This window comes from Parabacteroides sp. 52 (genome assembly GCF_010500925.1).
Lineage (GTDB): Bacteria > Bacteroidota > Bacteroidia > Bacteroidales > Tannerellaceae > QVMG01.
The window spans coordinates 48,077-63,346 of sequence record NZ_QVMG01000019.1 but is presented as its reverse complement, the minus strand read 5'-3'; the positions used below and the strand labels follow the sequence as shown (position 1 = coordinate 63,346).

Annotated in this window: 10 protein-coding genes; 6 read left to right on the top strand and 4 right to left on the bottom strand. The window is 45.1% G+C overall.

The features are described from left to right. Positions 1–134: 134 nt before the first annotated feature. The 6 genes from D0T51_RS10355 (at position 135) to D0T51_RS10330 (ending at position 10,606) form a co-directional block, all read left to right on the top strand. Entirely contained in the window at positions 135–251 is a 117-nt protein-coding gene (locus D0T51_RS10355; RefSeq protein WP_239056797.1) for an NVEALA domain-containing protein, read from the top strand. A gap of 10 nt (positions 252–261) precedes the next feature. After that, positions 262–1,314, top strand: coding sequence for a BF3164 family lipoprotein (locus D0T51_RS10350; protein WP_163728987.1), 1,053 nt, complete (start codon positions 262–264; stop codon positions 1,312–1,314). Positions 1,315–1,486: 172 nt separating this feature from the next. Further along, a complete protein-coding gene (locus D0T51_RS10345) occupies positions 1,487–2,560 on the top strand; it encodes an efflux RND transporter periplasmic adaptor subunit (RefSeq protein ID WP_163728984.1) in 1,074 nt (357 codons plus the stop codon). A gap of 213 nt (positions 2,561–2,773) precedes the next feature. Then, positions 2,774–5,872 (top strand): efflux RND transporter permease subunit, encoded by a 3,099-nt coding sequence (locus D0T51_RS10340; protein ID WP_163728981.1) that lies wholly within the window; start codon positions 2,774–2,776, stop codon positions 5,870–5,872. 13 nt (positions 5,873–5,885) lie between these two features. Further along, positions 5,886–7,364 (top strand): TolC family protein, encoded by a 1,479-nt coding sequence (locus D0T51_RS10335; RefSeq protein WP_163728978.1) that lies wholly within the window; start codon positions 5,886–5,888, stop codon positions 7,362–7,364. Further along, entirely contained in the window at positions 7,364–10,606 is a 3,243-nt protein-coding gene (locus tag D0T51_RS10330; RefSeq protein WP_163728975.1) for an efflux RND transporter permease subunit, read from the top strand. Before D0T51_RS10335 ends, D0T51_RS10330 begins: the two co-directional genes overlap by 1 nt. A gap of 146 nt (positions 10,607–10,752) precedes the next feature. Here D0T51_RS10330 and D0T51_RS10325 read toward each other — a convergent pair whose 3' ends face one another. The 4 genes from D0T51_RS10325 to D0T51_RS10310 form a co-directional block, all read right to left on the bottom strand. Next, positions 10,753–12,039, bottom strand: coding sequence for a lipopolysaccharide biosynthesis protein (locus D0T51_RS10325; protein ID WP_163728972.1), 1,287 nt, complete (start codon positions 12,037–12,039; stop codon positions 10,753–10,755). Continuing rightward, positions 12,033–13,106: a M20 family metallo-hydrolase gene (locus D0T51_RS10320; protein WP_163728969.1), complete on the bottom strand. Its 1,074-nt coding sequence runs from the start codon at positions 13,104–13,106 to the stop codon at positions 12,033–12,035. The genes D0T51_RS10325 and D0T51_RS10320 overlap by 7 nt, the downstream gene beginning before the upstream one ends. A gap of 39 nt (positions 13,107–13,145) precedes the next feature. Beyond that, positions 13,146–14,075 (bottom strand): riboflavin biosynthesis protein RibF, encoded by a 930-nt coding sequence (ribF, locus tag D0T51_RS10315; protein WP_163728967.1) that lies wholly within the window; start codon positions 14,073–14,075, stop codon positions 13,146–13,148. A gap of 63 nt (positions 14,076–14,138) precedes the next feature. Then, the gene (locus D0T51_RS10310) at positions 14,139–15,263 is read right to left on the bottom strand and encodes an ABC transporter substrate-binding protein (protein ID WP_163728965.1); all 1,125 of its coding nucleotides are present in this window, start codon (positions 15,261–15,263) and stop codon (positions 14,139–14,141) included. Positions 15,264–15,270: the final 7 nt, after the last annotated feature.

Genomic DNA, 15,270 nt, shown 5'->3' with positions numbered 1-15,270 from the left:
GGCAAAAGTAGTATAATTTAAACAAAGAACAATCGACAGAAGGAGAGTATGTAAGTTGTTGAGAAATTATTTTTAGAATAAAAACAAAAGAGAATCAAATAAAATGAAAAAGAGAATTATAGGAGTTGCCCCTGATGGCAACAATGGCATTTGCCGCAAGCTGGGGCATCAGCCAAAATAAAAACGAAGTCAGTCTTTCAGATCTTATTTTAAGTAATGTGGAAGCGTTGGCAAATAATGAGGAGGAATAAATTGGGATATATGCATAATAAAATTGATATAAGCAAATTGCCTGTTGTACTGTGTTGTTTAAGTCTGTTTTTTTTCCTGGATTGTACAGGGAGAGATGTTTTAACTGTTTCTAATGTACTGTTTGACGATGTGCGAAAGGTGGAATATAAAGAAGTGGAATGTGATTTTGATTTCTCTTATCCTGTTTCTTTATCTTTGATGGATAGTTTTCTAATTGTGCAAGACGAAAAAGGGCATGATCATTTTTTTCATGTGTTAAACAGTAAAAATTGGAATCTTCATTCGGAGTTTGCAAAAAAAGGGAATGGTCCAGGAGAATTATTATATCCAACATATAGTCCACAAGTTGTTGAAGGTGTATTTCAAATATATGATTATAATCTGAATAGAATATATTTTTATGTAAATGACGGAGATAGAATTATACTGGAAAAATCCGTAAATATACATACAGATATTTTGGAATCATCCTTTGTCAGGCAATGTGTTTGTTGTATGGATTTTTATGTGTTGACAGGTGAAAAGGGTCTTTTCGAAGAAAAACAACTTGCGGTTTTTGATGATAAGTTAAATTACAATGGTTCTTTTATCGAATATCTTGTTTTGGAAAACAGCAAAGAGTTAGATGATCTGATGCAGAAGGAGTTGTATAATATTCATTTTATTAAGATAACTCCCAACCTGAAACATCTGGTTTTTGCTTCTTATAAAAGTGGTGTACTTCAAGTTTTTAATATGGAAAATGCACCTCATGCTGTAGAGAAAACAACAACTTTATTGTTGACTCCATTAGTAAATGGAGATAAAGAAACCATTTATGGCTTTGAAGATTTGTATGTTACCGACTCTTATATTTACACTCTCCATAACGGCAGTTCACCCACAGAGAACCCTCTTTTTACAAAAGAAATTAAAGTCTTTGATATGTTGGGAAATCCTATTGTCAAATATGAAGTAGGCATTGATATGCGATGCATTGCTGTAAATGAAGAAAAAAAACGAGCATATACGATAGCGTATACAGAGGAGAAAGGCTTTTTTTTAATAGAGATTATGTTGTGATCGGATGAATATAAGAAATATCAGGACAGAGTAAAGTCGTATGGGTAAATTATAAAACGTTAAAAAAAACATCCTTACGATGCTTCCGTAATTTAATTGTTATATTTGTAATAACTAAAGATTATGTGACAATGTGTGAAAACAAAGGACAAATCTGATTAACATACAACATATGAAGTACTACAATTTGTTAACCATCCTATTATTGTCTGGTGTGATGATGGCTTGCGGTGGAGAGAAAAAAGGATCAGAGGCTGAGGAGGCTATGGAGACGAGTTTGCCGGAAGAGAAGAACCAGGTGACAGTAATGACTCTGGAAGAGACAGATTTCCATCATGAGCTGATTAGCAACGGGAAACTATCGGCAGCACGGTATGTCGATCTGCGTTTTGAATCGATGGAAGAGATCGGTATGATCTATGTGAAGAATGGGGACCGGGTAGGCAAAGGACAGAAGCTGGCTTCCCTTTCTACGTTCCGTCTTTCCAACAAATTGGCAGTAGCTAAAGATGCGTTGGAACGGGCTAAATTGGAACTTCAGGATGTATTGATCGGACAAGGTTATATGCTCGCAGACTCGGCAAAGGTGCCTGAAGAAACCATGCGGTTGGTACGCACGAAGAGCGGATATGACCAGGCATTATCCCAGTATAAGTTATCCCAATACGAACTTGACAAAGCGGTGTTGACAGCCCCTTTTGATGGTATTGTCGCGAATCTGTTTGCCAAGGAACAGAATACTGCCTCCACTTCCGATATCTTTTGCACAATCATCGACCCACATAGTCTGGAAGCATCCTTTACTGTATTGGAGAGCGAACTGCCCTTAATTAAAAAAGGAGATAAAGTGGAAGTAACTCCTTATGCTGCGACTGATAATAAAACAGAGGGGCGTATTACAGAAGTGAACCCGGTAGTCGACAAAGACGGTATGGTAAAGGTAAAAGCCGCAGTGACTGATAAGGGGAATTTATTTGAAGGCATGAATGTACGTGTAAGCATCCAGCGCTCCATCGGGAAACAGTTGGTGGTGCCTAAGAGTGCCCTGGTATTACGATCAGGCAAACAAGTCATTTTTACCCTGGTGAACGACCGGGCATACTGGACATACGTACAGACAGGCCTGGAAAATGCCGGCCATTATTCAGTGGTAGAAGGACTGAAAGCCGGTGACATTGTAATTACAAGTGGGAATATCAATTTGGCACATGAAGCACCGGTTACTGTTGTGGGGACACAACAGTAACAATTGAAAATTGAAAATGGAGAATGGAGAATGAAAGGTTTCCATGTATAAAACAATACAATGAAAAATAATAACAGGAAAATATAGTAATGGAAAATATAGAAATTAAAGTAACAAATTTATTCATTTTCAACATTGTCTCACCGTTTGCTAAGCGATCTCTGATTTCATTTTCAATTTTCCATTCTCCATTTTCAATTTAAAAATTTTATTATGATAAAATTTTTACTCTCTCGCCCCATAGCCGTCTTAATGGCATTCACCGCCTGCTTTATCGTAGGGTTGGTGACTTATTTCACTTTGCCTGTATCGTTATTGCCGGACATTGCGATACCGGAGATTACCGTGCAGGTATCGGGACAGAATACGTCGGCGCGTGAATTGGAAAACACGGTAGTCAAACCGATCCGTCAGCAATTGATGCAAGTCGCTCGCTTACGGGATATCCAGAGTGATACCCGGGATGGAAGTGGTATTGTGCGTTTAAGTTTTGATTTCGGAACCAATACCGACCTTGCTTTTATTGAAGTAAACGAGAAGATAGACGCTGCAATGAATTATCTACCCCGTGAGTTTGAACGGCCCCGGGTGGTCAAAGCCAGTGCGACAGACATACCTGTCTTCTATCTTAACCTGACGCTTAAGTCAGAAGAAAGGAAGAATGAAGAAGCCTCTTCTTTCCTTGAACTCTGCGAGTTCGCAGAGAATGTGATAAAGAGGCGGATCGAGCAATTGCCCGAGGTGGCCATGGTAGATATTACAGGCATGCAGAAAAGGCAGGTACAGATCGTGCCGGATATGAATCTGATGGAGACAGCAGGGATTACGTTGAGTGAGTTGGAATCGGCATTGGCTTCGAATAATATAGAACCGGGTAGCATGATGGTGCGGGATGGTTACTATGAATACAACATTAAATTCTCCACCCTGTTACGTACGCCGGAAGATGTGGAAGATATCTATATCCGTAAGGGAGAACGATTGTTTCAATTGAAAGAACTGGCGAAGGTGTCGGTAGCTCCGGAGAAGGAATCCGGCTTATCTATGGCAGGAGGGAAACGTGCCGTGACATTGGCGATCATCAAACAGGCCGATGAGAATATGGATAAGATGAAAGAGTCTCTGGCGAAGGTGACCGATTTTTTTGAAGAGATGTATCCGGATATCGAGTTCCACATCACCCGTAACCAAACGGAGTTATTGGATTATACGATCTCTAACCTGAAAGAAAATCTTACCCTGGGATTTATCTTTATCTGCATCGTAGCCGTTTTATTCCTGGGTGACATAAAAAGTCCGGCTGTGATAGGGTTGAGTATGGTAGTCAGTCTGGTGATCAGCATTCTTTTCTTTTACCTGTTTAAGATGTCATTGAATATCATCTCTTTGTCGGGATTGATCCTGGCTTTGGGTATGATGATAGACAGTTCCATTATCGTCACCGAGAATATTGCGCAATACCGGGCGAAAGGCTTTAGCCTGGATGAGGCCTGTGCCAAGGGTACGACCGAGGTGATCACGCCGATGCTCAGTTCTACGTTTACGACGATTGCCGTCTTTGTGCCTCTGGTGTTTATGAGCGGGATAGCGGGAGCCATCTTTTTCGACCAAGCCTTTGCTGTCACTGTCGGTTTGTTGGTCTCTTATTTTACAGGCATCATGTTACTTCCTGTGTTGTATAAGCTGGTTTACGGCCTGCCTGAAATAAAGAAAGGCTGGCTTAATATACGGATAAACAATCCAATCAAGGCACACACCCTGGATCGCGGATATGATGCAGGTATAGATTTCATCTTCCGTCATAAGATAATCAGTCTACTTTTTGTTTTCCTCTCATTGCCTTTATGTGCTTTTATGTTTTTTGTTATTCCTACAAGCCGCATGCCTATCATCGATCAGAATGAGTTGATCGTTCATGTCGAATGGAATGAAAATATCCATGTGCATGAGAACCGGGCACGTATCGGACAATTGTTTATGGATACAGAGCAAGAGGGTACTATCCATACCGCTTATGTCGGACAACAGCAGTTCTTATTGAACCGCGACCAGGAGTTATCTATTACGGAGGCAGAGTTGTATTTCAAAACAGAGGAGACCTCTGCTATCCCTCCTTTACAACGGCAGATAGAGAAATGGGTGAAGACCTATTATCCGAATGCCGTAATTTCTTTTTCTCCTCCTGAAACCGTATTTGAAAAGTTATTTGTAACGGGGGAAGCCGATATTGTCGCTGAGTTGTATTCCCGGGATAAGGCCCGTGCACCGGATGCCCTTGTTTTGCGTGAGGTAGAGAAGAAGCTGATACAAGAAACGGGCCATACACCGGTAGGGATCGCCTTTGAAAACCAATTGAACATCTCCATCGACCGTCAGAAGTTACTTTTATACAATGTGGACTACAATGAGGTGTATCGTGTGCTTAAAACAGCTTTCAAAGAAAATGAAATCGCCACTTTGCGCTCCTACCAGCAATATCTGCCCATTACACTGGCCGGAAAAGACCGGGCGATCTCCGATATTTTACAGAACACATTGATCCGGTCTTATTCCGCCAAAGAGAACAAAACCTATTATATACCTTTACAGACATTGATTCGTCTCACTCCGGGTGAAGATCTGAAGACAATAACCGCCGGTAAGAACGGAGAGTTCATCCCGTATCGCTTCTACGATGTGAAAAAGCCGGAACAGTTGATCGCGAATATACGGGAAACGATGGGTACAAATGCTCCCGCCAAAGCCTCTGTTGCTCCCCTGCAAAAGGATAGATGGGATATTGATTTCTCGGGTAGCTTCTTTTCAAACAAAAAGATGTTAAACGAATTGGTGATTATCCTCTTCATCTCTATCCTATTGATGTATTTCATTCTGGCTGCCCAGTTCGAGAGTTTCCTCCAGCCTTTTATCGTTTTATTGGAGATACCGATCGACGTTGCTGCCGCTTTGATCGTCTTATGGATTTGCGGACATACCCTGAACCTGATGAGTGCTATCGGTATAGTCGTGACCTGTGGTATCATCATCAACGACTCTATCCTGAAGCTCGATGCAATCAATGAATTGAGAAAAGAGGGAGTACCTTTGATGGAGGCCATCCACGAGGCCGGCCGCCGGCGTTTGCGCCCTATTATCATGACCTCGTTGACCACTATTTTTGCGATGGTGCCGTTGTTGTTCTCTTTCGATTTGGGAAGTGAATTACAGAAACCGCTATCCGTTGCCATGATTGCCGCTATGATAGTGGGCACGGCTGTGAGTCTTTTTATTATTCCGTTGGTTTATTGGTTTATTTACAGGAAACATGCGTAAGATGAAAACAGATATGAAAAGAATTGGAATACTAGGGGTATTGCTGGCTTTATTCTTTGCCGAAACACAAGCCCAGGTCACTCTCTCCTTAGACAAGACGATCACCCTGGCTGCCGACAGTTCACTGGAAGCCTTCCGCAGTAAGAATATGTACCTGGCAGGGTATTGGCAATACCGCACGTTTCAGGCGGGACGTTTGCCCAGCCTGACCCTGAATGTCACCCCGGCACAGTACTACCGGGATATCACCCGACGCTACGATTCGGAGAATGATATCGATATATACAGAAAACAGCAGTCTTTTTATGCCGGAGGAGACTTGACGGTTATGCAGAATTTCGACCTGTTGGGAGGAAGTTTCTATATCGATTCCGACCTGGGGTATATACGTAATTTCGGAGATAATACCTCTACCCAGTTTACCTCTGTTCCTATCCGCCTCGGATATTCCCAGAAACTAATTGGGTATAACCCTTTCCGTTGGGAAAGAAAGATTGAACCCCTGCGCTATGAAAAGGTGAAAAAGGAGTTCCTCTACAACCTGGAAAAAGTCAGTGAGCAGGCTACGTCCTACTTCTTCACCCTGGCTATGGCACAGGTAGAATATGACCTGGCCAAAGAGAAAGTGAGCGCTTCCGACACTTTATACCGTACCGGACAGGAACGACATAAAATAGCTTCTATCAGCAAAGGCGACTTACTTACCCTGAAGTTGGATGCGGTAAATGCACGGAACGCCTTGCAAAATGCAGATATAGCCCTCAAACGGGCGATGTTCGGTCTTGCCTCCTATCTTAATTTCGATAAAAATACAGAGATCCGGTTGGAGTTGCCTAACCGCCCACGGGATATGATCATTCCTGTAGAGGAGGCTTTGGCCTATGCCAAAGAGAATAACCCGAAGTTCCTGGACTTGCAACAGCAGGTATTGGAAGCAGAACAGCAGGTGGATAAAACAAAAAAGGAGGCCTTATTCAATGCTTCTATAAATGCAAGTATCGGATTCAACCAGGTCGCCACGAAATTGAAAGATGCCTACCGGGATCCTTTGCAGCAGGATATCGTCTCTGTGTCTGTCTCTATCCCTTTGATCGACTGGGGCGTACGGAAAGGGAAATATAATATTGCCCGAAACAACCTGAATGTGACCCAGATTTCCGCCCGCCAGGAAGAACTCTCGGTAGAAGAGGATGTGATTATGACCGTGAGCGACTTCAATATTCAGCAGGCATTGATCGGTAGTGCCGAAGAGGCCTTAGACCTGGCCGTGATGGCCTATAACGAGACCCGCCAACGCTTTATGATCGGGAAAGCGGATATCAACAGCCTCACACTCTCCTCCAACCGCCAGGAAGAGGCACAGCGTCAGTATATCTCCGCCTTGAAGAATTATTGGCTGAGTTATTACAAGATACGGAAACTGACATTATATGACTTCGACATGGGCATATCCCTGAGTAAGGATTTCGATTATAAGCATCATGTGAAATAATGAATAAAGAGACACCTAAAATATCTTCTTTCACCCTCATTGTCACCTTCCTCTGCATGGCGTTGGCGGGCATTGCCTTTCTGCCTTTGTTGCCGATAAAACTATCTCCGTCGCGTACCTTGCCTCAATTGAGTGTGAGTTATTCCATGCCGGGCAATTCGGCGCGGGTGATCGAGATGGAGGTGACCTCCCGCTTGGAGTCGATGCTGGCACGGATAAAAGGCATCAAGAATATCCGTTCTTCTTCGGCCAACGGAAGTGGGCGTATCACCTTGGAATTGGATAAACATACGGATGTGGATGCCGCCCGTTTCGAAGCCTCCACCATTATCCGCCAGACCTGGCCCAGCCTGCCTGACGGGCTGAGTTATCCCCGGTTGGATATGAGCCGCCTGGATGAGAGTGACTCCCGCCCGTTTATCAGTTATACGTTGAATGCGGCGGCTACGCCTATCTTTATTCAACGTTATGCCGAAGAACAGATCAAGCCGCGGCTTTCCGGCATCCCTGGCATCTACCGGATCGACGTGAGTGGGGCCACCCCGATGGAATGGCGCTTGGAGTATGATAGCCGGCAGCTCAACACCCTAGGCGTTACCCTGGAAAACATACAGCAGGCTATCAGTCAATATTATCAGAAAGAGTTCTTAGGCATCGCGATAAACGAACAGGCAGACGCCTCGGATGAATGGATCCGGCTGGCGTTAATACCCGAATCGACAGAAGGAGCGTTCGATCCTTCCCGTATCTCTCTGCAATCGGCAGAGGGTAAGTTGATCCGCTTGGATCAACTGCTCAAGGTCACCCGGCAGGAGGAGTCTCCCCAAAGCTATTTCCGCATAAACGGTCTCAACTCCATCTATCTTTCCATCCGGGCAGACGAGACAGCCAACCAACTGGAGCTGGCCAAGAAGGTGAAGGCGGAAATGGAGCATATCCGTTCTATTCTTCCCGGGGGGTATGAGATACATACGAGCTACGATGCCACAGAATATATCCAGGATGAACTCAATAAGATTTACGCCCGGACAGGGCTGACCCTGTTGATCTTATTACTTTTCGTTCTTCTGATCACAAGGAATGTGAAGTATTTGTTCCTGATCGTGATCAGCCTGAGTGTCAATCTCGGCATTGCCATTATTCTTTACTACCTGCTCCAACTGGAGATACAGCTTTATTCACTGGCAGGTATCACGATCTCATTGAGCCTGATCATCGACAATACGATTGTGATGACGGATCACATCCGTAACAGACAAAACAAAGGGGCTTTCCTGTCTATACTGGCAGCTACATTAACAACTATCGGTGCTTTGAGTATTATCTTCTTCCTGGATGAAAAGATACGGTTAAACCTGCAGGACTTTGCCGCCGTTGTGATCATCAACCTGGCTGTCTCCCTCTTTATTGCTCTTTTCCTTGTTCCTGCATTAATCGATAAAATGGGCTTACTGAAACAGGCCCATACCCAGAGAAAAACAAAGAAACGCTTTCCCCGTATCCGCCGGTTTGCCCGTCGCCTGCCTGTCTTTTTTACCCGTTATTACCAAAGACAGATCGGATTTCTTATGCGCTGGCGGGTTTTGGCCTGCCTCTTTATCATTCTTCTTTTTGGTCTGCCTGTCTTTATGTTACCGGATAAGATCGAACCTGATCCGCAACAGCAAGAGACGCTCTCTCCATTTAAACAAACACTCATCGACCAATACAATGAATGGGTAAAGAATGACTTCTATAAAGAGTATATCAAACCCGTTTTTGACAAAGGTTTGGGGGGTACCCTGCGTTTGTTTGTACAGAAAGTATATGGAGGCAGTTATTTTACCCGCAACGACGAGGTGGTCCTCTCCATTACGGCTTCTATGCCTAATGGCACGACGGTGGAGCAAATGAATCATCTGATTAAGCGTATGGAGACTTACCTGAGTTCCTATAAAGAGATACGTCAGTTCCAAACCTCTATCTACAATGCCCGGCGAGCCAGTATCCGGGTTTATTTTACCCGCGAAACCGAACGAAGCGGTTTCCCCTATACGTTGAAAAGCCGGGTGATCAGCAAAGCCTTGGAACTGGGCGGCGGCAGCTGGGGCGTATACGGGCTCCAGGACAATGGCTTCAATAACGACGTGCGCGAAAATGCAGGCTCGTTCCGTATCCAGATGTACGGATATAATTATGATGAGCTTTACAACTGGGCAGAGAAACTAAAAGAAAGGCTTCTTACATACCGCCGTATCTCCTCCGTATTGATCAACTCCGAATTTTCCTGGTATAAAGATGATTATCAGGAGTTCTCTTTCCATATGAATAAAGGGCGTATGGCAGAAGAGAATATACTGCCGTTGGAGTTGTTCCGGTCGTTGCGACCTGTCTTTGGCAGGGATATGAACACCGGTACGATTGTGGTGGATAATGAACTGGAGAAACTGAAATTAAGTTCCCGCCAGTCGCAGGAGTTTGATATCTGGAGCATGCAATATGTGCCCCAATATGTTAAAGACAAACCTTACAAATTATCCGAACTGGCAACTATCGAAAAAGGACAAATGCCCCAACGCGTCGCCAAAGAAAACCAGCAGTATCTGCTTTGCCTGCAATATGAATACATCGGTGCTGCCAACCAGGGAACAAGAATACAAGAAAGGGAATTGAAAGAATTCAATGCCTTATTACCCATGGGATATGCGGCCGAATCGGCAAGTACCACCTGGGGATGGGGCAAAAAGGACAATAAACAATACCTGCTTCTGGTGTTAATCATCGGGATCATCTTTTTCACGACAAGCATCCTGTTTAACTCGCTCAAACAGCCCCTGGCGGTGATTTGCGTGATTCCTATTTCTTATATCGGTGTTTTCCTTACCTTCTATTGGTTCAAACTGAATTTCGACCAGGGCGGTTTTGCCTCTTTCGTGCTTCTGTGCGGGATCACAGTGAATGCCAGTATTTATATCATCAACGAATACAACCAATTACGTCTTTCCCATCCGCATATGTCCCCGCTTCGGCTCTACCTGAAGGCCTGGAATGCGAAGATCACCCCGATATTCCTGACCGTCATATCGACCGTACTGGGATTCATCCCTTTTATGGTAGGAACAGCCAAAGAGGCCTTCTGGTTTCCCTTGGCTGCCGGTACGATTGGAGGGCTAATCATGTCGGTCATAGGCATCTTTGTCTATTTGCCCCTGTTTGCATTAAAGAAAACCCCCAAATCTCCGGCAAACAGTAGTCCCAAGTGAACCTAAATAAAATTGCCGATATATATCAGCAAAATTGCCGACGTATATCAGCACAATTGCCGACGTCTATCGGCAAAATTGCTGACGATTGTCAGCAATTTTATTTGCCAGCGATTTGACTTCCACACGGAGGGTAGGGAAGATATTTATTTTTCGGAATTGCTTTTCTTTCGGTGCTGGAGTAGGTTTTGCAGGTATTGCCAGTCACTGCGTCCGGGAATAAATTCGCGCAGGCGGGTGGCTGTTTGCCGGGTGAAGACAGAGAGAGAGAAGAATAGCATGACACTAAAAGCGATGCTGGTGCTGGCCGCGGCTCCCGTTACTCCGTAGCGTGGGATGAAGAAAGAGCCGGCTAGTAAGAGGGCAACGAGTCCGATGCCTGAACAATAGGCGCTATAACGAATCCGTCCGCTTCCAATAAAAAAATGGCTCAGGATGTTGTTGCTTCCAAAAGCGACAATACCGATGGAAAGAGCTATGATTATTTGTCGCACCCCTTGAAACTCTGCACTGAACAGGAAGTCTGTATAGATCCATTCCGGAACACATAAGATGCCTGCCATCACCAAGGTCAAGGCGCAGAAGGTGAACTTAAAAAAAGAGATGGTGATTCGTTTCTGTTCTTTGAGATCGGAGGTTTTGGCTACACTGTTATATTCCATCAGGCTGACGCTGCGACTGATATGCCAGACACTTTCCGACACTTTGGTGCCCGCATCCAACAGACCGACGCTGCCTAAGCCTCCGAAACGTTGTATCAGGAAGTAATTGATGCGGGTGATCAGGTTTTCTGCCAGGTTATCGGCACTAGCCCATAAACCGTAAACGAACATCTCTTTTAAGACAGAAAAGAGCGAAGGGGATATATCCTTCTTCTCTTTTAGGTAGGGATATATCCAGATGAGACTGACTACAAAAGCAATGCCGTTTACAATATACGATCCCCGGATGTAGGATTCCACTGTTGCCTCTTTCCGTACGAAATAGAAATAGAGGAGAACGAAAAAGAGGAGTCCCCCTTGCAGGAGATAGGTGATGTTGAAAGCTTTGATCCGGTCTTTCCCTAAAAGGAAACGTGTATTGGCGGTCACAAATGAGTTCAGGATAGCCAGTGTATATACCGCCATGAAATAGGAATCGGGGATTAATCCGGTCAGTTGCATAATGCCACAGGCAATCACCGAACCTGCCAGTGACCAACCATAGGCTAAGGGAAATAAGGTGCGCACAGCATACCGGTTCATGAAATACACCAATGTGTTCCCGCTTAATATACCACAAACGATCACGACAATATTCACGGAAGCCACCAGGATACCGATGAGTCCGACGCCTTCCAGTCCCAACACTTTCGCATTGACAAAAATAAGAGCCAGGTTAAGAAAAGCTACCAGGTAGCGCGTTCCGATCGTTCCGAGTATCTTTTTCAGCATGCGTTGTCTCTTTCTAATTGTAAACCGTCGAGCAATTTGACATAAATCTCTATTGCTTCCCGGATCTCCTGTAACTCAATGTATTCATCCGCGCTGTGTGAGCGGGCGGATTGTCCGGGACCCATCTTCACGGAAGGGAAGGGCATCAATGCCTGGTCGCTCAGTGTGGGCGATCCGAAAGGTTCTCTACCCAATAAGATGGCCCGTTGCACCAAGGGGTAGGAGAGGTCTGTCCGGCTTGAGTTGAGACGGAAGCTCCGGGCTTTCACCTCACAATCTACTTGTTCCCGGATAAGAGCGAAGAGCTCTTCGTTCGTATAAAATTCGTTTGTACGGATGTCGACGGTGAATGTACAGGTGTCGGGAATAACATTGTGCTGGGTGCCTGCCTGGATCATTGTCACGCTCATCTTCACCGGTCCCAGGAGTTCGCTTTTTAATGGGAAATTGTGGGTGTTGAACCATGCGATATCTTTCATCGCCAAGGTAATGGCGTTCACCCCTTCCTGGCGGGCGGCATGGCCGGCTTTTCCGTGGGCAGTACAATCCAAGACGAATAATCCTTTTTCTGCCACCGCCGGTTGCATACCTGTCGGTTCCCCCACAAGGGCAAAGTCGATCCTGGGCAGGTCGCGCAAAGCACTTTCGATGCCTTCTTTTCCGGATACCTCTTCTTCACAGGAAGCGAGGAAAATAAGGTTGTAGGCTTGTTTCTTCTGTCGCAGGATAGAAAAAGCCTCATACAAAGAGACCACGCTGGCTCCGGCGTCATTGCTGCCCAGGCCATAGAGTTTGTCTTCTCCTGTCTCTTCGGCAGAAAAGGGGTCTTTTGTCCATCCTGCCACCGGTTTCACCGTGTCTATATGGGAATTAAGCAGGAGGGTTGGTTTGGCAAAGTCGAAGTCCGGAGCGATTATCCAGAGGTTATTCCCTTTTCGATGTACCACCTCTTGCTTTGCCTCCCACGTTTGTTGCAGGTAATCGGCCACTGCCTTTTCCTCCCGGCTGAAGGAAGGGCAAGAGATCATATTTTTTAAAATATCGATCGCTTCGTAATAATGTTCCATTTTTCTGTTTATCACTAAGTTGTCTGTGAAAAAATCTTTTTAGTCATGCATTAAAACCTTCCCCACTTCTTCCCTGTCACGTTCCAGTTGGGCGATAAGGTCGTCGAGGGAGTCGAATTTAATATCTCCCCGGATATATTGTTTGAAAGCGACTGTTATCGAAGAGTTATACACCTCTGCCGAGAAGTCGAAGATATTTACTTCCAGGCTGATATTCTCTCCGTTGTTGAGGGTAGGACGGTTCCCAATATACAACATGCCATTATAGGATTTTCCTTCCAACATCACCTTCACCGCATAGACACCTATGGCTGGTATAACCTTAAACGGTTCATCGACCTGTATATTGGCTGTAGGGAATCCCAGTTTGTGCCCGACCTTATGACCATGCACGATATGTCCTTTTATCAGGTAGGGATAGGTAAGCATATGTTCGGCTTTTTCGACCTGGCCTTGCATGAGTAAGCGGCGTATCTCCGAGGAACTCACGTTTATCTCTCCCTCTTTATAAGAAGAGGCGTTGATCATCTCTATGCCGCAGCTTGCTCCATACAGTTTGTATTGTTCGAATCCGTCTATCCGGTCATGTCCGAAACGGTGGTCGTAACCAATGAATACTATTTTCGCCTGTAATTTCTCGGCCAGGATGGAACAGATAAACGCCTGTGCATTTAAACGGGAAAGGGCAACTGTGAAGTCCAGGACAATGCAATAATCGATACCTGTTTCTGCCAGGTGGGCTGTTTTCTCTTCGAAGGAGTTGAGTAGTTTCGGTTGGAAGTCGGCTTGTAATACCTGGCGCGGGTGTTGCGAAAAAGTGATTACGGCTGTGGGCAGGTGATGCATCCGGGCTGTCTCTTGCATCTTTTCTATCAAGTGTCTGTGTCCCAGATGGACTCCATCGAAAAAACCGACAGTCGCTACTATTTCAATGCCTTTTAAATCTGTTGGATCTGTAATGATTTGCATCCTATCTTCGAATTGTGGTCGTAAAGATAGGAAAAGCTGCGCGCAGAAGCAAACGGGGCAGACTTAATCCGTCATCTGTTTATAATAGCGTAGGGTATAACCGGGTAAAAGTTCGGGGTGGAATATCCCTAATAAATCTTTCAATAAATAATCCGGATGCAGAGGGAATTCTTCGTAATAAGGGACTTTGCCGGTGTTACAGCCGAATATGCGTTTGTTCTGGAAGGCGTCGAAGTTTTCATAAGGTGTATATTCGGTGCGTAGATCTTTGTAGGTCATGTCTTGGGTGGTATTGTATTTGATTAACCACAAGTCGGCATGAATGCCTTTGTCGAATACCGATTCAAAAGCCAACGGGGTACTACCGGCTCCCGGTAACTCTTTGAAAAGATAATCCGCCCCGGCATCTTGGAATAGATGGGCGATATAACTATCTCCCGCAGGCACATACCAGGAGGAGCCAAACTTCTTCTCGGCGATCACCGTGGGTTTGTTTTTTACATCGGCAGTTAAGGCCTTTAGTGCCAGGTAACGCGCCTCTGTTGCTTTGAAAAGGGAATCGGCCATCACCTCTTTATCGAAGAGGAGACCATAAAAACGGATCCATTCTGTTCGTCCCAATGGCAGTGATTCCATATAATCCGCCCCTTCTATGATAGGGATGCCTATTTTCTCCACAGGGCCGTAACTGTTATTCTGAAAGGGGGAGGCAATAACGATCTCCGCTCCTATGTCGATCATCTTTTCTACGTTCGGAGAGGTTGCTTCTCCCAGGTCGGCGATTCTGCCGTTCTTTACCCCTTCCTGTATGGAGGGGGTATCCATATAGCGGGGTTCGCATACCCCAATGATTTTGTCAGCCTCTCCCAGTAAATCAATAATTCCGGCATGCACCGAAGTGTAAACAACAACCTGTTGAATAGGAACGCGGACCACTGTCCCGGCGGGCAGATTGCCGGGAAGTGGTTGGTCGCGCTCTACCAGTATATAACGTTGTAATAATTGTCCTTTCTCCCAGGGATCATGTATCTCTATTGTTTTGTAGTCTGCGAACCGGTGAATATCGAGACCCCGTGCGTAACGGATGGTGTCGGAGGCAATACATGTCTCTTCGGTATGTTTCTTCTTTCCGGAAAAGGAACAAGACGCAAACCAAACAATAAACAAGATGCATGGAAGATGTTTCATGGAGGAA